Source organism: Rhodococcus sp. YH3-3 (genome assembly GCF_001653035.1).
Lineage (GTDB): Bacteria > Actinomycetota > Actinomycetes > Mycobacteriales > Mycobacteriaceae > Rhodococcus_F > Rhodococcus_F qingshengii.
Window position 1 is genome coordinate 2,343,544 of the sequence record NZ_BCWH01000002.1, and the last position, 20,245, is coordinate 2,363,788.

The 20,245-nt window shown below is 64.2% G+C and carries 17 protein-coding genes and 1 other RNA gene; 12 read left to right on the plus strand and 6 right to left on the minus strand.

Annotation, left to right across the window (positions count from 1 at the left end; genetic code table 11):
* Window position 1: 1 nt before the first annotated feature.
* The 4 genes from cobC (at window position 2) to YH3_RS23940 (ending at window position 4,148) form a co-directional block, all read left to right on the plus strand.
* Window positions 2–1,036 (plus strand): Rv2231c family pyridoxal phosphate-dependent protein CobC, encoded by a 1,035-nt coding sequence (gene cobC, locus YH3_RS23925; RefSeq protein WP_064444130.1) that lies wholly within the window; start codon window positions 2–4, stop codon window positions 1,034–1,036.
* Window positions 1,033–2,166: a Nif3-like dinuclear metal center hexameric protein gene (locus YH3_RS23930; protein ID WP_064444131.1), complete on the plus strand. Its 1,134-nt coding sequence runs from the start codon at window positions 1,033–1,035 to the stop codon at window positions 2,164–2,166. The genes cobC and YH3_RS23930 overlap by 4 nt, the downstream gene beginning before the upstream one ends.
* A gap of 108 nt (window positions 2,167–2,274) precedes the next feature.
* Complete coding sequence (locus YH3_RS23935) at window positions 2,275–3,012, plus strand: zinc ribbon domain-containing protein (protein ID WP_019748955.1); 738 nt, start codon at window positions 2,275–2,277, stop codon at window positions 3,010–3,012.
* Window positions 3,009–4,148 carry a bifunctional RNase H/acid phosphatase gene (locus YH3_RS23940; RefSeq protein ID WP_030537561.1) on the plus strand — a complete coding sequence of 380 codons (1,140 nt, stop codon included), beginning with the start codon at window positions 3,009–3,011 and terminating at the stop codon, window positions 4,146–4,148. The genes YH3_RS23935 and YH3_RS23940 overlap by 4 nt, the downstream gene beginning before the upstream one ends.
* A gap of 29 nt (window positions 4,149–4,177) precedes the next feature.
* On the opposite strand, the gene YH3_RS23945 is transcribed toward YH3_RS23940, so the two are convergent.
* Window positions 4,178–5,413: an SLC13 family permease gene (locus YH3_RS23945; protein ID WP_064444132.1), complete on the minus strand. Its 1,236-nt coding sequence runs from the start codon at window positions 5,411–5,413 to the stop codon at window positions 4,178–4,180.
* 28 nt (window positions 5,414–5,441) lie between these two features.
* A complete protein-coding gene (locus tag YH3_RS23950; RefSeq protein WP_058039437.1) occupies window positions 5,442–5,969 on the minus strand; it encodes a DUF1697 domain-containing protein in 528 nt (175 codons plus the stop codon).
* 54 nt (window positions 5,970–6,023) lie between these two features.
* Between YH3_RS23950 and rnpB the strand changes: the two genes are divergently transcribed.
* From rnpB to YH3_RS23965, 3 genes are all read left to right on the plus strand, one after another.
* Window positions 6,024–6,438, plus strand: an RNA gene (gene rnpB / locus YH3_RS23955) — RNase P RNA component class A.
* Window positions 6,439–6,758: 320 nt separating this feature from the next.
* Complete coding sequence (locus tag YH3_RS23960) at window positions 6,759–6,944, plus strand: hypothetical protein (RefSeq protein WP_007735457.1); 186 nt, start codon at window positions 6,759–6,761, stop codon at window positions 6,942–6,944.
* Between the two features lie 108 nt (window positions 6,945–7,052).
* Entirely contained in the window at window positions 7,053–8,462 is a 1,410-nt protein-coding gene (locus YH3_RS23965) for an RNB domain-containing ribonuclease (protein ID WP_007735456.1), read from the plus strand.
* Between the two features lie 4 nt (window positions 8,463–8,466).
* On the opposite strand, the gene pip is transcribed toward YH3_RS23965, so the two are convergent.
* From pip to panB, 3 genes are read right to left on the minus strand one after another with little or no spacing between them, the layout of a single operon-like run.
* Window positions 8,467–9,459: a prolyl aminopeptidase gene (gene pip / locus YH3_RS23970; protein WP_064444133.1), complete on the minus strand. Its 993-nt coding sequence runs from the start codon at window positions 9,457–9,459 to the stop codon at window positions 8,467–8,469.
* Window positions 9,459–9,896, minus strand: a complete 438-nt coding sequence (locus YH3_RS23975) for a hypothetical protein (protein ID WP_007735455.1) — start codon at window positions 9,894–9,896, stop codon at window positions 9,459–9,461. The genes pip and YH3_RS23975 overlap by 1 nt, the downstream gene beginning before the upstream one ends.
* A 51-nt stretch (window positions 9,897–9,947) precedes the next feature.
* On the minus strand, window positions 9,948–10,817 hold the full coding sequence (panB, locus tag YH3_RS23980; RefSeq protein WP_007735454.1) for a 3-methyl-2-oxobutanoate hydroxymethyltransferase: 870 nt from the start codon (window positions 10,815–10,817) through the stop codon (window positions 9,948–9,950).
* Window positions 10,818–11,024: 207 nt separating this feature from the next.
* On the opposite strand from panB, the gene YH3_RS23985 reads away from it, so the two are divergent.
* The 3 genes from YH3_RS23985 (at window position 11,025) to YH3_RS23995 (ending at window position 17,055) form a co-directional block, all read left to right on the plus strand.
* Window positions 11,025–12,596 carry an alpha/beta hydrolase gene (locus YH3_RS23985; protein WP_064444134.1) on the plus strand — a complete coding sequence of 524 codons (1,572 nt, stop codon included), beginning with the start codon at window positions 11,025–11,027 and terminating at the stop codon, window positions 12,594–12,596.
* Window positions 12,597–12,703: 107 nt separating this feature from the next.
* The gene (locus tag YH3_RS23990; protein WP_003941637.1) at window positions 12,704–14,044 is read left to right on the plus strand and encodes a glutamine synthetase family protein; all 1,341 of its coding nucleotides are present in this window, start codon (window positions 12,704–12,706) and stop codon (window positions 14,042–14,044) included.
* The gene (locus tag YH3_RS23995; protein WP_030537556.1) at window positions 14,041–17,055 is read left to right on the plus strand and encodes a bifunctional [glutamine synthetase] adenylyltransferase/[glutamine synthetase]-adenylyl-L-tyrosine phosphorylase; all 3,015 of its coding nucleotides are present in this window, start codon (window positions 14,041–14,043) and stop codon (window positions 17,053–17,055) included. Before YH3_RS23990 ends, YH3_RS23995 begins: the two co-directional genes overlap by 4 nt.
* A gap of 9 nt (window positions 17,056–17,064) precedes the next feature.
* Here YH3_RS23995 and YH3_RS24000 read toward each other — a convergent pair whose 3' ends face one another.
* Window positions 17,065–17,925 (minus strand): spermidine synthase, encoded by an 861-nt coding sequence (locus YH3_RS24000; RefSeq protein ID WP_007735449.1) that lies wholly within the window; start codon window positions 17,923–17,925, stop codon window positions 17,065–17,067.
* A 166-nt stretch (window positions 17,926–18,091) separates the two neighbouring features.
* On the opposite strand from YH3_RS24000, the gene YH3_RS24005 reads away from it, so the two are divergent.
* Both YH3_RS24005 and YH3_RS24010 read left to right on the plus strand, forming a co-directional pair.
* Window positions 18,092–19,219 (plus strand): NDMA-dependent alcohol dehydrogenase, encoded by a 1,128-nt coding sequence (locus YH3_RS24005; RefSeq protein WP_003941634.1) that lies wholly within the window; start codon window positions 18,092–18,094, stop codon window positions 19,217–19,219.
* A 188-nt stretch (window positions 19,220–19,407) separates the two neighbouring features.
* Window positions 19,408–20,229, plus strand: coding sequence for an alpha/beta fold hydrolase (locus YH3_RS24010; RefSeq protein ID WP_003941629.1), 822 nt, complete (start codon window positions 19,408–19,410; stop codon window positions 20,227–20,229).
* The last annotated feature ends 16 nt before the right edge of the window (window positions 20,230–20,245 follow it).

The window sequence follows — 20,245 nt, forward strand, 5'->3', positions numbered from 1 at the left end:
GGTGAGTACCGGAACGGTTGACCTGGAGAGCTTGCGACATCACGGCGATGTCGAAGTGGAGCCCGGGTTACTCGATTTTGCCGTCAACGTTCAAGGCTCGGGCCCACCGGAGTGGTTGCGGGATCGGCTGGCCGCAGGGCTGTCGACGCTCGGTTCGTACCCGTCGGCCGCAGCGGAACTGAAGGCCCGCGAAACCGTCGCGCAGCGGCACGGGCGCCGGCCCGAAGAGGTGTTGTTGCTCTCGGGCGGTGCCGAGGGATTCGCGATGCTGCCGCGCCTGGGCGCTCGTTCGGCAGCGCTGATCCATCCGTCGTTCACCGAGCCGGAACTGGCACTGCGAGAGGCCGGAGTGCCGGTGACTCAAGTGATTCTGGAGCCGCCATTCGAGCTTCGGACCGCGCAGGTACCCGAATCCGCGGACCTTGTCGTTCTGGGCAATCCGACCAACCCGACGTCCGTGCTTCACCCCAAGGCCGATGTGTTGGCATTGCGTCAGCCGGGCCGGATCCTGGTGGTGGACGAGGCCTTCGGCGACGCGGTCCCCGGCGAAACGGAGAGCATCGCCGGTGTCGAGTCGGCGGATGTACTGGTCCTTCGGAGCCTGACCAAGACGTGGGCGCTCGCCGGATTGCGATGTGGATACGCGATCGGCTCTCCCGATCTTCTGGCTCGACTCAGTCACGGCCGAGCCAACTGGCCATTGGGCAGTCTGCAGATCGAGGCCATCACGGCGTGCTGCGAACCGTTCGCCGTCGAGCAGTCGAGGATCAAAGCCGACGCGATTGCCGCAGACCGCCAAGACATGTCCCGGCGACTGACCGAGATCGGGATTGCCGTGCACGAACCCGCTGCGGGGCCGTTCGTGCTCATCGACGTCCGCGACGGCGCCTCGATGCGAGAGCACCTGCGTGCCCGCGGTATCGCCGTCCGCCGGTGCGACACCTTTCCCGGACTCGGGCCCGATCAGTTGCGCGTTGCCGTCCGTCCAGCCGAGCAGGTCTCGGTACTGATCGAAGCGATGAAGGAGATCTTGTGAGCGGCCCAATTCTTGCGGACGTCATAGCCGTGCTGGAATCCGCTTATCCGCCGGCCCTGGCGGAATCGTGGGATTCGGTCGGTCTGGTCTGCGGCGATCCTGCGGACGCGGTGACGAGAGTGGTTTTCGCGGTGGATCCGACCGAGGCAGTGGTCGACGACGCCATCGCCTCCGGTGCCGACCTTCTGGTCGTTCACCATCCACTTCTGCTGCGTGGGGTGGACACCGTCGGTGCTCACACACCCAAAGGTGCGTTGGTCCACAAGCTCATCAAGGCGGGGTGCGCACTGTTCTCGGCGCACACCAATGCGGACTCCGCCGACCCCGGAGTTTCCGACGCGTTGGCGCAGGCTCTGGGCCTGACCGTGCTGCGCCCGATCGAACCCAAGCCGACGCAGCCGCTCGACAAGTGGGTCGTCATGGTTCCGGTGGAGAATGCATCGGCCGTGCAGGATGCACTTTTCGAGGCCGGGGCTGGGCGGATCGGTGACTACAGCCAGTGCAGTTGGACCGTCACCGGTACGGGTCAGTTCCTGCCCGCCGACGGAGCGAATCCGACGATCGGGACCGTCGGCGCTGTGGAGCAGGTTCGCGAGAATCGTGTGGAAGTGATTGCCCCTCGCGGAAAGCGAAGCGCAGTGCTGGGCGCATTGCGTGCCTCCCATCCGTACGAGGAACCGGCCTTCGATGTCTTCGAACTCGCAGCGTTCCCCAGTTCACTCGGACTGGGGCGGTTGGGTGAGCTCGACCACCCCGAAACCTTGCGGGAATTCACCGCGCGAGTGGCGCGCTCACTGCCCTCGACCGAGTGGGGTGTTCGCGCGGCCGGAGATCCAGAAGCGACCGTTCGTACCGTGGCGGTGTGCGGCGGTTCCGGCGACTCGTATCTCGACGTGGTGGCGGCACTGGGCGCCGACGTCTACGTCACTGCGGACCTGCGGCATCATCCCGCGGACGAGCATCTACGCGCCGGTGGCCCGGCTCTGGTCGACGTCGCGCACTGGGCGAGTGAATACCCGTGGTGCGCACAGGCGAAATCGGTGCTCGACGCCGCGTTTGCCCACAATCCGGAGTGGGAAAGCCGGGTTTCGACAATTCGCACCGATCCGTGGTGTTTGAGTGCGCATTAGTGCAGCGCTCTGCAAGGTACGGTTGCACGAACAATTCAAGAGCAGTTCTTCGAGAGCCGTCCTTCGCGAGCACTGCCGACATCGGACTTACAGCAGGAGTTATACAGCGTGAACGTCGAACCACAGGTGCAATCCAAGCTTCTCGACCTCGCCGGGGTGGATGCTGAGCTCACTCGGATCACCCACCGACGCGGAGCGCTTCCCGAGCAGCAGGAAGTCGAACGTCTCGAGGCCGAGCGAATCAGCCGTAAAGACGCGTCCGTAGCCGTCGAAATCCAGATCGACGACATCGATCGCGACATTCGCAAGCTCGAAGGCGAGGTCGACGCGGTTCGTCAGCGCGAGGATCGTGACCGCACACTCTTGCAGAGCGGGTCGGTCGGGGCGAAGCAGCTCACCGAACTCGAACACGAACTCGGCAGCCTGGTCCGGCGTCAGGGGCTCCTCGAAGACGAGTTGCTCGAAGTGATGGAGCAGCGTGAGGCGTTGCAGGCCGATCACGATCACGCCGGTGCCCAGCTGTCCCAGGCCGAAGAAGAGCTGATCGACGCCAAGCGTCGCCGCGACGATGCCGTCGCTGATCTGGACAAGGCGCAGGAGCGTTGCGCCGCCGATCGTGAACGACTCGTCGGTGAATTCCCCGCCGATTTCCTTGCTGTCTACGAGAAGCAGCGCACCCTGGGCGGACCGGGCGCGGCGCTTCTGCAGGCACGCCGATGCGGCGCTTGCCGGATCGAGATCGACCGCGGCGAGATCTCCCGAATCGCCGCGACACCGGCCGACGTCGTAGTTCGTTGCCCAGAGTGCAATGCAATCATGGTGCGTACCAAGGAGTCCGGTCTGTGACTCTCTCGCAGGTCATCGTCGAGGCCGACGGTGGATCGCGGGGCAATCCCGGTCCGGCCGGCTACGGAGCGGTGGTGTTCGACGCCTCGCGCTCGGTGTTGGCCGAACGCAAGGAAAGCATCGGTATCGCGACCAACAACGTCGCCGAGTACCGCGGACTGATCGCCGGGTTGACCGCTGCCGGTGAACTCGGCGCGTCGACGGTCGACGTCCGCATGGATTCCAAGTTGGTCGTCGAGCAGATGTCCGGGCGCTGGAAGGTCAAGCACCCGGACATGATTCCGCTGCAGCGGCGCGCTGCCGAGCTGGCGACGCAGTTCTCGCGAGTGACCTACACGTGGATTCCTCGCGGCGAGAACTCTCATGCCGATCGCCTTGCCAACGAGGCGATGGACGCGGCTGCCGGCATCGAAACCGGCCCAGTCGCACCTTCGGCCCCCGCACCTGCTGCACCTGCCGCGCCGTCCGAAGAGACGTCGGAGCCGCAGATCGCCGGCTCTCCGGGATGGATCGCCACCACCGGCAAGCCGACACGAATGTTGTTGCTACGTCACGGACAGACAGCGATGTCGGTCGATCGCCGGTACTCCGGACGCGGGAATCCGGAGCTCACGGAACTGGGCCGCGCGCAGGCTGCCGGCGCAGCCGGACGCTTCGGGAACCGAGGCGGTATCGACGCCATCGTCTGCTCACCCCTCGGCAGAACCCGTGAGACGGCAGAGGCATCGGCCCGCGTGCTCGGCTTACCCGTCGTCGAGCACAAGGGTTTGATCGAAACCGATTTCGGCGACTGGGACGGACTCACGTTCCGCGAGGCAGCCGAGCGTGACCCGGACCTGCATCGCGAATGGCTCTCGGACACTTCGGTGCGTCCACCGGGCGGCGAGAGTTTCGACGAGGTACGCGAACGAGTCGTCGCCGCGCGTGACGACCTGATCTCGACCTACGGCGGCGCGACGCTGTTGGTCGTCTCTCACGTCACCCCGATCAAGACTTTGGTGCAGCTGGCCCTCGATGCCGGGCCGTCGTTGCTGTACCGGTTGCATCTGGATCTGGCGTCGCTGAGTATCACCGAGTTCTATCCCGACGGGGGAGCCTCGGTCCGGTTGGTCAACGACACGTCACACCTTCGCTGAAAGAGCCCCGACGGCTGATCAGCCTCTGATCAGATCACCAACCACAGGGCGCTCACGGCGGCGAGCAGCGTCAGTGGCGTCGTGATGACCCCGAGCAGAGTGAATGTCGCCAGCGTGGGCGGTGCGCCCGCGCTGGTGGCGACTCGTCGCCAGAGCATCGTTGCCAGTGAGCCCACGTAGGTGAGGTTGGGGCCGAGGTTGACGCCGATCAACATCGCAAGCACCAGAGCTGGAGGTGCCGCCGTTCCGAGCGCTGCGATCATCAGCAAGGTTGCCGGCAGGTTGTTGACGAGATTGGACGCAACCGCCGCTACCGCGGCGACAAAGAGCAGTGAGCCGTAGCTGGTGTCGCCTGGCAGGATCTGCGCAATCCATTCGCCCACCGGCCCGTTCGCGACTCCGGCGACGATGATTCCGAGAACCAGGACGAACGCGCAGAACCAGAGGTCGGCAGCGTAGAGCATCTTGGCGGCGGTCGTACGGTGCCGAGCCAGAGCGATCGCTCCCAGGACACTCGCACCCACCACCGCGATCCAGGCGGGCTCGATCCCGAAGAAACCCGAAACCGCGAAACCGAGCAGCGTCATTCCGATCACCGTCAGCGGCAGAATCGGCGCAGGCGCAGATCTGGCTGCCACCGGCGGTTCGGCGCTGTCGCCCCGCGCGAGTTCCGAACGGAAGAACAGTCGAAAAATCAGGTACTCGACAGCGATCGTCACAACCCACGGCAACGCCATCAACGCGGTGAAGTGCAAGAACGTCAAACCTGTTGCAGCAAACGCGATGAGGTTGGTCAGATTCGACACCGGCAGGAGCGTCGACGCCGAGTTCGACAGGTGCGCACTGGCATAGGAATGGGGCCGCGTACTTGCTCCGATGGATCGTGCGGCCGCGATCACTGCGGGTGTCAGAAGTACGACGGTGGCGTCGAGGCTCAGGACCGCCGTGGTCAGGGCAGCGGCGCCGAATACGTAAATCAGCAACCGGTGTGGATCGGCGAGGGATTTTTGCTGCAGGATCTGGCTGACCCAGCGAAAGACGCCGAGAGCATCGGCGGCATGAGCGAGAACCAGCACGGCAACCAGGAAGACGACGGTGGGTGCCATGCTCGCCAGTTCGTCGCGGGCTTCGTCGAGAGTTACGACGCCGGTCAGGAGAACGACGACAGTTGCCGGCCCGGCGATGACGATCTCGGGAAGCCCGCGTGGACGCACTATCGCGAAGACGAGGACGAGGGCGACGAGCAGGATCGGTAGAAGAGTCACGCGATGGTGCTCCGTGTCGGGGCGAGCGTCATTTGAGCAGTTTGTAGAGCGTGTTCAGGTTTCGGGTTGTGGTGAACGCCTTGAACTTCGGTTTTCCGGTGTTCCTGCCGAACGCGCTCTTGACGGTCTGCCCCTTCTCGACCTCCCAGTACAGGACTCCGTCGCCTGCCGCCACACGCTCGACCGAGGCATCGAGTTGCGCTGCCGCAGTGCTCAATTCCTCCAGGATTTCCGGCTCGGAGGCAACCATCGCATAAGCATGCCAACCCTCGCGTTCGCGCTCGAACGGGTAGTTGTCCACGATCGCCTGCAGTGTCGGAAGGTCGAGGACGAACACCCAAGCCTCGTAGCCGAACTCGCGGACAAGGGCGGATTCGATCTGTTTCTTCAGCGTCGGGATGTCGGTGTTCGGACTGTCGAACAGAACGTTGCCTGAGGCCAACACGGTTTTCACCCCTTGGAATCCGAGGTCACCGAAGACTCTCGCCAGGTCCGCCATCTTGATGTTGATGCCGCCCACGTTGATACCGCGTAGCAGGGCCACGTACCGAGTCATACGGTGACCATAGTGCCGGCCACCGACAGGCGCCCGGTAGCATACGGGGGCGGACGAGTTGGCCGGGCGGCCGCGGCTTCTGGAACCAGCGCGTATCGCGCACAGGCCTGGGGCCGAGGAAAGTCCGGACTCCACAGAGCAGGGCGGTTGTTAACGGCAACCCGAGGCAACTCGCGGGACAGTGCCACAGAAAACAGACCGCCTGCCTTTCGAGGCAGGTAAGGGTGAAACGGTGCGGTAAGAGCGCACCAGCACCTCGGGTGACCGGGGTGGCTAGGTAAACCCCGCCCGGAGCAAGGTTGAAGGTCGCATCGCTCGCGGTGCGGCTGCGCAGGTGTTCGAGGGCTGCTCGCCCGAGCCTGCGGGTGAACCGCTCGAGGCACCCGGCGACGGTGTGCCCAGATGGATGGTCGCCACTCGGCACTTCGGTGCCGCAGGACAGGATCCGGCTTACACGCCGACTCGTCCGCCCGCGATCTGCAAGAGAGCACAAAGAAGACCCCCACCGGATCGGTGGGGGTCTTCTTTATGGTCGAAAGCTGTCAGACAGGCTTGATGACCAGCAGCGTAGCCCAGTACGTTGCCGCGTCATGGCCCATGAGCGGGAGGAGGTAATCGTAAAGAATTGCGGACATGCGCACTCCATTTTCTGTTCGTAGCTTGTGTTGGGCATTCAAGCAGAACTCACCGTTCGAATGTCCGGTTCTCACCTGCCAGGCCAAGTAGAAAGAATATCAGTCTCACAGCGATCTACAAGCTTCTATCTCACTCTGATGTCACACTGTGGATATGACTGATGAAGATCGACTCTGGTACTTCGACGTGTCCGACGGTTCCGTCACGCAGGGAAAGGGTGCGTCCTCGCTGACGAGGATGGGGCCGTACCCTGATCGGGACTCTGCCGAGCATGCATTGAAGATCGCTGCCGAACGCAACAAAGCCGCCGATCGGGCAGACGAAGACTGGAACAACTGAGACTTGGAATAACTGAGACTTGGAACAGCCGGGACTCGAACAACTGGGACCGGTACTGCTGCTACACCGGCCCGAACCGATCATGGAGGATGCGTGCCCGCAAGTCGAATGATGGTGCAGGGAATCGACTTCGGAGTGGTTCGGGCGGAGTTCGACTTGCCAGGAGCATTCTCGGCTGCGGCGCAGGCCGAGGCCGAGAATGCCGTGGATCGTTTCGGTGCCGGGCGTGTCGACGAAACGGGTATCGCCTTCGTGACCATCGACCCTCCCGGATCGATGGACCTCGACCAGGCAGTGCACATCGAGAAGATCTCGACCGGGTACGTCGTGCACTACGCGATCGCCGACGTCGCGGCGGTGGTGACGCCGGGTGGCGCTCTCGACATCGAAACCCGCAAGCGGGGCCAAACCTTCTATCTCCCGGACGGTTCCGTCCCGCTGCATCCCCGAGCGTTGTCGGAGGGATCGGCGAGTCTGCTGCCGGACGTGGTTCGTCCCGCCGCGCTGTGGCGGATCGAACTCGACGCGCAGGCCGAGCCGACGTCGTGGCAGGTGAGACGCGCTCTGGTGAAATCGGTGGCACGTCTGGACTATTCGACCGTGCAGCGCGATGCCGACGCGGGAACCTTGCATCCGTCCATCGCCGCACTACCGGAGTTCGGACGATTGCGCAGTGTCTCGGCGGTTGCCAGGGGTGCCATCGAGCTGAAACTGCCCGAGCAGTCAGTGGTTCGGGATCAGCCGGAGGACGAGTCCTCGGCTCGCTGGCGGATCGAACTGGAGCCACGCACCGAAGCGGACGACTGGAACGCAGAAGTGTCGCTGCTGACCGGAATGTGTGCCGGCCGCATGATGATCGACGCAGGTATCGGGTTGCTTCGCACGCTGCCGCCGGCCGAGGAGTCCGCGGTTCGGACCTTGCGGAGAACTGCAGTGGCGCTGGGTATCACGTGGCCGGAGGGGCAAAGCGTCGGGCAGATTCTTGCCGGACTCGATTCCAACGAGCCGTCGACGATGGCGCTGATGTCGGTTGCACCGTCGTTGCTGCGCGGCGCAGACTACGCGGCCTTCGACGGCCGACTACCGGAGTTGACGGTGCATGCGGGGATCGGAGCGCCCTACGCTCACGTGACTGCTCCGCTGCGCCGACTGTCCGATCGTTTCAGCACCGAGGTGTGTCTGGCGATCACAGCTGGTACGCCGGTACCGGAATGGGCGCGCACTGCACTTCCCGAGCTGCCCGACATCATGAGTGGGTCCGACTCGCTGGCGAACAAGGTCGACCGTGCGTGCATCGATCTGACCGAGTCCACGCTGCTCGACGGCCGGGTCGGCGAGGTCTTCGACGCAGTGGTGATGCGCGCCAAGGACGGAAAGCGCTCGGCGGAAGTGTTTGTCCCGTCGGTCGCGGTGATTGCGAAATGCGTCGGAACGCCCGACGACGGTGAGCGCGCAAAGGTGCGACTCACCGCCGTCGACACCGTCAAACGGACGGTGGAATTCACGTTCCCGGCGTAGGGAGCTACCGGTAAGAATCGGTGGCTTCCACCAAGTGATGTGCGATGCCGGGCTCCATGGCGGAGTGTCCGGCGTCGTCGACGATCACGAGCTTGGATTCGGGCCACGCCTTGTGCAGCGCCCACGCGCTGGTGGCGGGGCAGACGACGTCGTAGCGGCCCTGGACGATCGTCCCCGGAATGCCGTGCAGTGCGGAGCTTTTGCGTAGGAGTTGGTTCTCGTCGAAGAACCCGCCGTTGACGAAGTAGTGGTTCTCGATACGGGCGAAAGCCAAGGCGAACCGGGTCTCGGAGTTCTGTTCGATCTTGTCCGCCTGTGGGTACAGGTAGCTCGTCGATCCTTCCCAAGCCGACCAGGCGATGGCTGCGCGGGCCGCGACGTCGGGGGCTTCGGAATGGAGCAGTTGGTGATAGACCGCGACGAGGTCTTCGCCGCGCTGCGCCTCGGGTACCGGTTCGAGGAATTTGTCCCAGCGCTCCGGGAAGATGTTTCCCGCGCCGCCGTTGTAGTACCAGTCGATCTCGCTACGACGCAGGAGGAAGATCCCGCGCAGGACCAGCTCAGTGACGCGCGTAGGAAACGTTTCGGCGTAGGCGATGGACAGCGTGGAACCCCAGGACCCGCCGAAAACCATCCACTTGTCGATCGAAAGATGTTCGCGCAGGGCTTCGATGTCGGCCAGCAGCTTGTCCGTCGTGTTCACCGACAGGTCGGCGCCGTCGGCAACGTGAGGGGTGGACCGCCCGCAGCCGCGCTGGTCGAGTAGAACGATGCGGTATGCGGCCGGATCGAAGAACTGGCGTACCGCCGGTTGCGCACCACCGCCGGGGCCACCGTGCAGGAACACCACCGGCTTGCCGTCCGGATTTCCGCTGACTTCCCAGTACATGCTCTGGCCGTCACCGACATCGAGGAAGCCGGTGACGAAAGGCTCGATCGGGGGATACAGACTCCGGAGAGTCGACGGCTGCCCTGAAGTGGCTGACGTGTCGGTCATCAGAAGCCCACCAGGCCGGAGGCGAGATCGGGGATCTCGAGTGCGGAAATCGCGCCGCTCCGGACGTCGGGGCACGCGGCTGAGGTTGCCGCGTCGATGCTTTCGCGGTTCTGAGCGAGATCGAGCAGGTTGATGCCGTTCTGCGTCGCCCACGTGATGACGATCGTGTTCAGTCCGCCCTTGCCGAGCGTCGGGGTGACGGTCCGCCAGTTCTGCAGCTGCCCTTCCATATCCGAGCACAACTGCTGGACCTGAGCGTCGGTGAACGTCGAACCGGACGCGGTTGTTGCCGGCGCCGTCGTGGTGGAACTCGCGGGCGTAGTGCTGCTGGGCGCGGGAGAGTTGGTGGACCCTCCCGCGCATCCGCTCAGCACCGTGACGAGAGCTGCCGCACCGACTACAGCTGCGGCAGTAGAACTTCGACGGTTACCGATCATTGAACGCACCCCTGGCTGGTTGAGAGACAGGCGGCGTTCGCCGGTCTCGGATCAGAAACTGTGTTCTGCGGCCGGGAAAGCGCCAGTGCGAACTTCTGATGCATAGGCTGCGGCTGCGGAACGCAGTTCGTCACCGACGTTACCGAAACGCTTGACGAACTTGGCTGTCTTACCGCTCGTGTAACCCGCCATGTCCTGCCAGACGAGTACCTGAGCGTCGCATTCGGAACCGGCCCCGATGCCGACGGTGGGGATGGTGAGTTTGCGGCTGACCTGGCCCGCAATCTCGGCCGGAACCATTTCCATGACGACGGAGAACGCCCCGGCTTCCTGGACTGCAATGGCGTCCGCCACAAGTTGCTCGGCCGCGTCGCCACGACCCTGGACGCGGAATCCGCCGAGCGAGTTCACGCTCTGCGGGGTGAATCCGACGTGTGCCATGACGGGGATGCCGGCCGAGGTGATTGCCGCGATCTGCTTGCTCATCCGCTCACCGCCCTCGAGTTTGACGGCGTGCGCGAGGCCTTCCTTCATGAACCGTGTGGCAGTCGCCAGGGCCTGCTCGGCGGAACCCTCGTAGGTGCCGAAGGGGAGGTCGGCGACGACGAGTGCGTGCGGCGCGCCGCGAACGACGCCACGCACGAGCGGGAGCAGTTCGTCGACGGTGATCGGCACGGTGGTGTCGTAGCCGTAGACGACGTTGGCGGCAGAGTCGCCGACGAGCAGCACCGGGATGCCTGCGTCTTCGAAGATGCGTGCCGTGGAGTAGTCGTAAGCGGTGAGCATCGACCAGCGTTCGCCGTTCTGCTTCATCTCGGCGAGGTGGTGAATGCGCGTCTTACGCTTCGGTGCATCGGTAGAGCTTGCAGTGGGTACAGAAACTGCACTGGGTACAGAACCGTAGAGAGGTGTTTCGGACATCGTTGTCCCTTTCTGGCCTCGAGGCCCTGAGCGTTGATCGCCTTCGGGTCCCCGGGTGTGGGTGATGACGTGTTCAGTCTGCCACCGGACATCGCCGACACGAATAGTTGACGGGGTGCAATGGGTCACATCACCGCGCGCGTATCAGGTAGGTGCCGAGACGAGGCGAACCGCTGGCTATCGCGGTTTCCTGGCACCATCGATGGCATGTCGAAGTTCGTTCGCCTCTCCGGTGCCCTCGCCGGAAGCGCAGCAGTGCTCGTGTTGGTTGTCGGTTGCACCAATTCGGAAGGCACGCCCGAATCAGTGGAACCTGCTGGTTCTGCCGCGTCCGCGGTGCCGTCCGGCCTCGAGAAATTCTACGAGCAGACGCTCGACTGGGGTTCGTGCGACCAATTTGTCGAAGAAGGAACTGCGCCGCTGGGGCGTGGGATCGACTGCGCCGAGGTGAGCGTTCCCGTCGACTACGCGAATCCGAACGGCGACACCGCGAAGGTGGTGATCTCGCGTTCGAAGGCAACCGGCGACCGCATCGGCTCACTGTTGCTGAACCCCGGCGGGCCGGGTGGGTCCGGGCTGTCGATGGCGACCTCGGGTTCGGGCACCGAATTGCAGGAACGTTTCGACATGATCGGCTTCGATCCGCGGGGGATCGGGGCGTCGACCCCGCAGGTTCGGTGTTTGACGCCGGAGGAGACCGACGCGGAGCGTGCGGAGGTCAACGTCGACATGACGCCGGAGGGCATCGCTCTCGCCGAGGCGGACAGCAAGGACTACGCCGCCAAGTGCGCTGAGCGGACCGGTACGGAGTTCCTCGCTCATGTCGGTACCTACGAGGTGGTGCGAGATATGGACGTCATTCGGGGCGTTCTCGGCGATCCGAAGATGAACTACCTCGGGTTCTCGTACGGGACCCGGCTCGGATCCACGTACGCGGAAACCTTTCCGCAGAACGTCCGAGCGATGGTCCTCGACGGCGCGCTCGACCCCGAGCAGGATCCGGTCGACGAAGTGGTCTTGCAGGGGCAGGGCTTCCAAGGCGCGTTCGACGCCTTTGTCGCCGACTGTGTCTCGCGAACGGATTGCCCGCTGGGTGATGATCCGGCGCAGGCGCAGGCACGCTTTCAGGCACTCGTCGATCCGTTGATCGAGAAGCCGGCACAGACCACCGATCCGCGCGGGCTGAGTTATTCCGACGCGATCACGGGCGTGCAGCAAGCTCTGTACTCGCCACAGTTGTGGACGCCGCTGCGTGGGGGTCTGTCGAGTCTGGCCGACGGACGCGGCGACTCGCTGCTCAATCTCGCCGACATGTACGAAGGCCGTGAGGATGACGGCAGCTACTCCAACATCAACGACGCGTTCAACGCCATTCGCTGCGTGGACGATCCGGCAACCACCGACCGCGCCGAGGCCGGCGAATCCGACACTCGGTACCGCGAGGCGGCGCCGTTCCTCGACGACGGCCGCGGGACGGGTCAAGCGCCGCTCGACCTGTGCGCGTTCTGGCCCGTTCCGGCTACCGGCAGCCCTCACGCGCTCGACCCCCAGGCGCTCGCTGACGCCGGTCTGCCGCAGCTGGTCGTCGTGTCCACGACGCAGGATCCGGCGACCCCGTATCAGGCCGGAGTGGATCTCGCGAAGCAGTTGGGCGCTGCTCTGATCACGTTCGACGGAACCCAACACACGGTGGTTCTGGACGGAAACTCCTGCGTCGACGATGCCGTCGTCGACTACTTCGTTTACTTGAAGGCTCCGGAAGAGGGTCTGACATGTTAACCGGCGCGACGCCGTACGCTGCGCCTATTCGATGGTGACCAATCACTCTGCTAACCGGGACCACTGATGTAACACAGATTTAACGTGGCTTGCTTAGTCTCGCGTGCATGGATCGCCAAAAAGAATTCGTGCTTCGTACCCTGGAAGAGCGCGACATTCGGTTTGTCCGCTTGTGGTTCACCGATGTTCTCGGGTACCTCAAATCGGTGGCGATCGCCCCCGCCGAACTCGAAGGCGCCTTCGAGGAGGGAATCGGATTCGACGGTTCCGCCATCGAGGGATTCTCTCGAGTCTCCGAAGCCGACACCGTCGCTCGGCCCGACGCCTCGACATTCCAGATCCTGCCGTGGGCGCACAAGGACGGTGCGCAGCATTCCGCTCGCATGTTCTGCGACATCACGATGCCCGATGGTTCGCCGTCGTGGGCCGATCCGCGCCACGTACTGCGTCGCCAGCTGAGCAAGGCCAGCGACTTGGGCTTCAGCTGCTACGTCCACCCGGAAATCGAGTTCTTCCTTCTGGAGAACGGCCCGATCGACGGCACTCCACCGATCCCGGCCGACTCGGGCGGATACTTCGACCAGGCCGTGCACGATTCGGCTCCGAATTTCCGCCGCCACGCCATCGACGCACTCGAGTCGATGGGCATCTCGGTCGAGTTCAGCCACCACGAGGCCGCGCCGGGTCAGCAGGAGATCGATCTGCGCTACGCCGACGCACTCTCGATGGCCGACAACGTGATGACGTTCCGGTACGTCGTCAAGGAGGTCGCGATCGGTGAAGGCGTCCGGGCGAGCTTCATGCCCAAGCCGTTCAGCGATCAGGCCGGCTCCGCGATGCACACCCACATGAGCCTGTTCGAGGGCGACACCAACGCCTTCCACAATCCGGACGATCCGATGCAGCTCTCCGAGACCGGCAAGGCGTTCATCGCCGGCATCCTCGAGCACGCCAACGAGATCAGTGCGGTCACGAACCAGTGGGTCAACTCGTACAAGCGACTCGTCCACGGGGGAGAGGCACCCACTGCTGCGTCGTGGGGCCCGTCCAACCGATCGGCTCTCATTCGCGTCCCGATGTACACGCCCAACAAGGCGTCCTCGCGCCGCGTCGAGATCCGTAGCCCAGACTCGGCTTGCAACCCGTACCTGACTTTCGCGGTCCTGCTTGCTGCCGGTCTTCGCGGCATCGAGAAGGGCTACACCTTGCCGCCCGAGGCAGAAGACGACGTGTGGTCGTTGACCTCCGCCGAGCGCCGCGCCATGGGTTACAAGGAACTGCCGAGCAACTTGGACAGCGCTCTGCGCGAGATGGAGAAGTCGGAGCTCGTGGCCGAAGCACTCGGCGAGCACGTCTTCGATTTCTTCCTGCGCAACAAGCGTCGTGAGTGGGAGGAATACCGCAGCCACGTGACGCCGTTCGAGCTCAAGACCTACCTCGGTCTGTGACGGTGAAACCGCCCGCTGCGAGATCAGCAGTTCCAGGACCGGGTCGACTCGGGCTGGTCGAGCCCACCGCTGCCGACGAGTTGCGTCAGCTCGGTTGGGTCGACGCCGAGAGCATCGAACTCTTGTGGTCGCTGTCGCGTGCCGCGAACGCCGACCTCGCTCTGCGCACCCTTGTGCGGATCAAGGACGGGCTCGGCGACGGGTGGCGCGAACTCGATCAGGTCCTGCGCAAGGACAAGAGCCTGCGCGGCCGTTTGTTCGCACTGGTGGGTGCGTCGTCGGCCTTCGGCGACCACCTGGCCGCGGATCCGATCGGCTGGAAACTGCTCGACGGCACCGCTCTGCCGACCAAGGACGAGGCGACTGCAGCCTTGCTGGAGGTCGTGGGTGCAACTGTCGACGAGGGTGCCACCGAAGGTTCCCTGACCTACCGCGCCACGGTGACCGGGCCGGAAGCTGTTGTTGCTCTGCGTAAGAGCTACAAGGACCAGCTGATGCTGCTGGCTGCGGCTGATCTTGCGGCGACCGTCGAGAACGAACCCGTAGTTCCGTATCAGACTGTGGGGCACCAGCTTTCCGATCTGGCCGACGCCGCGCTGACCGCTGCACTTGCGGTGGCCATCGCAACGGTGTGTCCCGAGGGCAGCTGTCCGATCCGGCTCGCCGTGATCGCCATGGGCAAATGTGGTGCGCGCGAGCTGAACTACGTCTCCGACGTCGACGTGGTGTTCGTCGCCGAACCGGCCGATGCGACGGCCAGTCGCGTTGCCGGTGAGATGATGCGTATCGGTACCTCCGCATTCTTCGAGGTCGATGCTGCGCTGCGGCCCGAAGGCAAGCGCGGAGAATTGGTTCGCTCCCTCGAATCCCACATCACGTACTACAAGCGCTGGGCCAAGACCTGGGAGTTCCAGGCACTGCTCAAGGCTCGTCCGATGACCGGCGACATGGAGCTCGGTCGCCAGTACTCCGAGGCGATGAGCCCGATGGTGTGGATCGCCTCCGAGCGCGAGGACTTCGTCCCCGAAGTCCAGGCCATGCGTCGACGCGTCGAGGAAATGGTTCCCCCCGAACTGCGTGAGCGTGAACTCAAACTCGGCCGCGGAAGTTTGCGCGACGTCGAATTCGCCGTCCAACTCCTGCAATTGGTGCACGGGCGCGCCGACAGTTCGTTGCATGTCCAGAGCACCGTCGATGCACTGACTGCATTGGCGGCGGGTGGATACGTCGGCCGCGACGACGCCGCCAACCTGACTGCGTCGTACGAATTCCTGCGTCTGCTCGAGCACCGTCTGCAGTTGCAGAAGCTCAAGCGCACACACACCCTGCCGCCGCCGGACGACGAGGAAGCGCTGCGTTGGCTGGCCCGCGCCGCGCACATGCGACCCGACGGTCGTCTGGATTCCCTGGGAGTCCTGCGCGCCGAGATCAAGCGGAATTCGCATCGGATTCGCCGCCTGCACGCCAAGTTGTTCTACCGCCCGCTTCTCGAATCGGTGGCGCGGATGGACAAGGAAGCACTGGTCCTGGGGCCAGAAGCCGCGGTTCGCCAGTTGGCCGCTCTCGGTTACACGGCACCCGAGCATGCTCTCGGACATCTGACGGCGCTGACGAGTGGCGCTTCACGCAAGGGTCGCATTCAAGCGCTCCTGTTGCCGACTCTGCTCGAATCACTCGCGGACACACCGGATCCCGATGCAGGTCTGCTCGCTTACCGCAGGCTCTCGGACGCGCTCGTCGACCAGACGTGGTTCCTGCGCCTGCTCCGCGACGAGGCTGCGGTGGCCGAGCGTCTGATGACCGTGCTGGGCTCGTCGGCGTACCTACCCGACCTGCTCATCAAGGCTCCCGACGTGATTCGCTTGTTCGCGGATTCGCCGAGTGGACCGCGCCTTGTCGAGCCGAAGCCCGAGGACGTCGCTCGCGGAATCCTCACCGCCTCCGGCCGACACAGTGATCCCAATCGTGCTGTTGCTGCGGCCCGCTCGTTGCGGCGACACGAACTTGCGCGAATCGCGTCGGCCGACATCCTCGGCATGCTCGATGTTCCTGCAGTCTGCAAGGCGCTGTCCTCGGTGTGGGCCGCGGTGCTCAATGCATCGCTCTCCGCGGTGATCAAGGCCAGCGTCACCGAACTCGGGACCGAGGCGCCGGCCAGTTTCTCCGTCATCGGCATGGGCCGACTCGGCGGTGGCGAACTCGGCTACGGATCCGATGCGGACGTGCTGTTCGTGTGCGAACCCCGCGAGGGCGTCGACGAGACCGTTGCGGTCAAGTGGGCCAACAGCATTGCCGACAAGGTGCGCAAGCTTCTCGGGGCACCGAGCACGGATCCTCCGCTCGAAGTCGACACCGGATTGCGTCCGGAAGGCCGCAACGGACCGATGGTTCGCACGCTCGAGTCGTACGACGCGTACTACGCGAAGTGGGCTCAGGCGTGGGAGATTCAAGCGCTGCTTCGTGCGCACCCGGTTGCCGGTGATCCTGAACTGGGACTGCGGTTCCTGCACATGATCGACAAGACGCGCTACCCCGAAGGCGGCGTCAGTGACGCGGCGGTGCGCGAGATCCGGCGCATCAAGGCGCGAGTCGATTCCGAAAGGCTTCCTCGCGGAGCCGATCCGGCGACGCACACCAAACTGGGTCGCGGCGGCTTGGCCGACATCGAGTGGACTGTGCAATTGCTGCAGCTGCGCCACGCCGACAAGATCGAGTCGCTGCACAACACGTCGACCCTCGAGACTCTCGACGCCATCGGCGCCGCGGAACTGCTCAGCGAAGGTGACGTCGAACTGCTGCGTGACGCCTGGATCACCGCGACGAAGGCACGCAACTGCCTCGTTCTGGTGCGGGGGAAGCCGACCGATCAGCTTCCCGGCCCGGGCCGTGTTCTCGCGGCGGTGGCGCAGGTCGCTGGATACGGCGACGACGCAGGGGAATTCCTCGACAATTACCTGCGCATCACGCGTCGGGCAAAAGCAGTGGTGGAGAGGGTCTTCGGCGGGGAGTAGCGTTTTTGCTCAGTCTTGGCGAACCGGCGCATTCGCGGCGAACTTGCGGACTTCGGCGTCCTGCCACACGTGGGCGGGAACTCCGCCGCCGAGTAGCTCGCGCGCGAGCGCGGGTTGCCCGCCGATCGGTACGTCGCTGCCCGCGATGATCATGTTGCCGTAGCGGCGGCCCTTGAGCATCGCGGGATCGGCGATGATCGCCATGTGTTCGAACTGTGCGCCGATGGTTGCGGCCTCGCTGCGCGCGCCCTGGAGATCCGGGGTGTCGCCGCAGTTGACGATGTAGATGCCGCCCGGTGCGAGCACGCGTCGTACGTGGGTGGTGAATTGCGCCGTCGTCAGTGGTGTCGGAGTTGTGCTGCCGGCGAAGACATCTCGAATCACGATGTCCCGGGTGGACTCGGTGAGAGTTTCGGTGACGGCGCGGGCTTCTCCGACGCGGATGCGCAGAAGAGGCGCGCGCGGGAGGTCGAACCAATCGCGTACGAGTTCCGCCAGAGCACCGTCGATTTCGACCACCACCTGACGCGCGTCAGGGTACGTGGCGGCGAAGTATCTGGCCATGGAGCAGGCGCCACCGCCGAGATGAAGCACCCGCAGGCGCTCGGCCTTGTCACGTTCGGAATCGACCAGATGAGCGATCCACCGCATGTACTCGAAATCGAGCACCGTGGGATCCGCGACGTTCACGTGGGAACTGGGCACTCCGTTGATCTGGATGATCCAGCTGTCGTCGGAGTACTGATCGCGGACTAGTTCGCACGTCCCGGTATCGATCGGAAAAGTGCCGGCGACGGGACCGGACTCGCCTCGCTCGGGAGTACTGCTGCGAGTTCTGGTCTTGCGAGTTCCCTTGGCCACTGTGTCCATGTTAGCCGTGCGCCTTTTTGGTAGTGCCCACTACCAAAAAGGCACACGGACCGACGGTATTCTCGGGCTACTTCAGGCACACTCGTACATGGAGTGTGATCGGCGACACAAATGCCGGCGCGTTCTTTCGTCGTCCGTGCATCACGAAGAATTTCGAGGAGTGCAGGTGAAGGTCAAGGCAGCGGTAGTCAAGGCGCCAGGTCAGGCGTGGGAGATCGAAGAGGTCGAGCTGGGGGACCCGGTCTCGGGTGAGGTGCAGGTCCGACTCGCCGCATCGGGGCTGTGCCATTCGGACGAACATTTGCGTACGGGCGCCAGCCCGCTGCCCTTCTACCCGGCCCTGGGCGGGCACGAAGGCGCCGGAGTGGTGACGAAGGTCGGACCGGGTGTCGCGAGCGTCGAAGAAGGCGACCACGTGGTTCTCGCCTTCATCCCGGCGTGCGGACGTTGTCCGTCTTGCGCGAAGGGTCTGCAGAACATCTGCGACGAGGGAGCCGGCCTGTTGACCGGGCAGGCGATCTCCGACAAGACGTACCGCGTCACCCTCGACGACGAGCCGGTCATCCAGATGTGCCTGCTCGGAACATTTTCGCCGTACGTGACCGTCAACGAGGCGTCGGTGATCAAGATCGAGAAGGACATCCCGCTCGACAAGGCGGCCTTGCTCGGCTGCGGTGTTGCCACCGGTTGGGGATCGGCCACCGCGATCGGTGGAGCCAAGGTCGGCGACACGGTGGTGGTCGTCGGCGTCGGCGGCGTCGGAATCAACTCGGTGCAGGGTGCGGCGTCCGCCGGAGCACGATTTGTGATCGCGATCGATCCCGTCGAGTTCAAGCGCGACAAGGCAAAGGAATTCGGCGCCACACACACTTTTGCCTCCCTCGAGGAAGCGCTACCGGTGATCGGCGAGATCACCTGGGGCAAGATGGCCGACGTCACCGTGATCACCGTGGGCGAGATTCACGGCGACATCATTCAGCCCGCGCTCAGCGCGACGGGCAAGGGTGGCCAGGTCGTGGTCGTCGGAATGGGGCATTACGCAGATTCGCAGGTGACGCTCAGCCTCTTCGAGCTGACCCTTCTGCAGAAGCGTTTGCAGGGAGCCATCTTCGGCGGGGTAGGGCCACGGTCCCAGATTCCCAAGTTGCTCGATCACTACCGAAGCGGCGCACTCAAACTCGACGAGTTGGTGACCAAGACTTACAAGCTCGAGGAGATCAACGAGGGGTACGCCGACATGCTCGAAGGAAAGAATCTGCGCGGGATGATCGTCTACACGGAGGACGATTACTGATCGTTTCCCTTTGACTGAAGGCTCCGGCCCGGCACGACGCTTCGTGGTGTCGGGCCGGAGTCTTCTGCCCCCACGCACATTTCTGTCGATCGATGAGTCGACTGCCCCCGTAGTGGGCACTCGCAGAGTGAGGAAACCGGGCACCGTGTCCGGATCTCAGTCCACGACTCGACAGAGAAGAGCAGAGCATGCCCTACATCACCACCTCAGACGGAACCGAGATCTACTACACCGAGCACGGCGTCGGCCGGCCGATCGTCCTCAGCCACGGGTGGCCGCTGAGTTCTGACGCGTGGCAGGTCGAGATGAAGTTGTTCGCCGACGCCGGGTACCGGACTATCGCGCACGATCGTCGAGGACACGGTCGCTCGTCGAAGACGTACACCGGCAACGACATGGATACATATGCCAAGGACCTGGCTGAGCTGATCGACACACTCGACCTGAAAGACCTGGTCCTGGTTGGCCATTCGACCGGCGGCGGGGAAGTGGTCCGGTACGCGGCGCAGCACGGCAAAGGGCGCGTGGCCAAGGTGATCACCGCCGGCGCCGTACCGCCGATCATGGTCAAGTCGGACGGCAACCCCGAAGGCACACCGATCGAGGTCTTCGACGGCATCCGTGAGGGAGTTCTGCGAGACCGATCGCAGTTCTACAAGGATCTCAGCGAGAGCTTTTACGGCGCGAACCGCGAAGGTGCCGACGTCTCGCAAGGGGCGAAGGACGACTTCTGGCGGCAAGGTATGTTGGTCAACCTCGCCGCGGCCTACGACTGCGTCAAGGCATTCTCGGAGACGGACCAGACCTCCGATCTCGAAGCCATCGACGTTCCGTTCCTCATCGCTCAGGGCGACGACGATCAGATCGTGCCGATCGGCGCAGCGGCCGAGAAGGCGATCAAGCTGGTGAAGAAGGGCACGCTGAAGGTGTATCCGGGCGCACCTCACGGTATCTACGGCTCATATCAGAAGACACTGGACCAGGACATTCTCGCGTTCATCGAGGACTGACGTCAGCGAGGCGGAA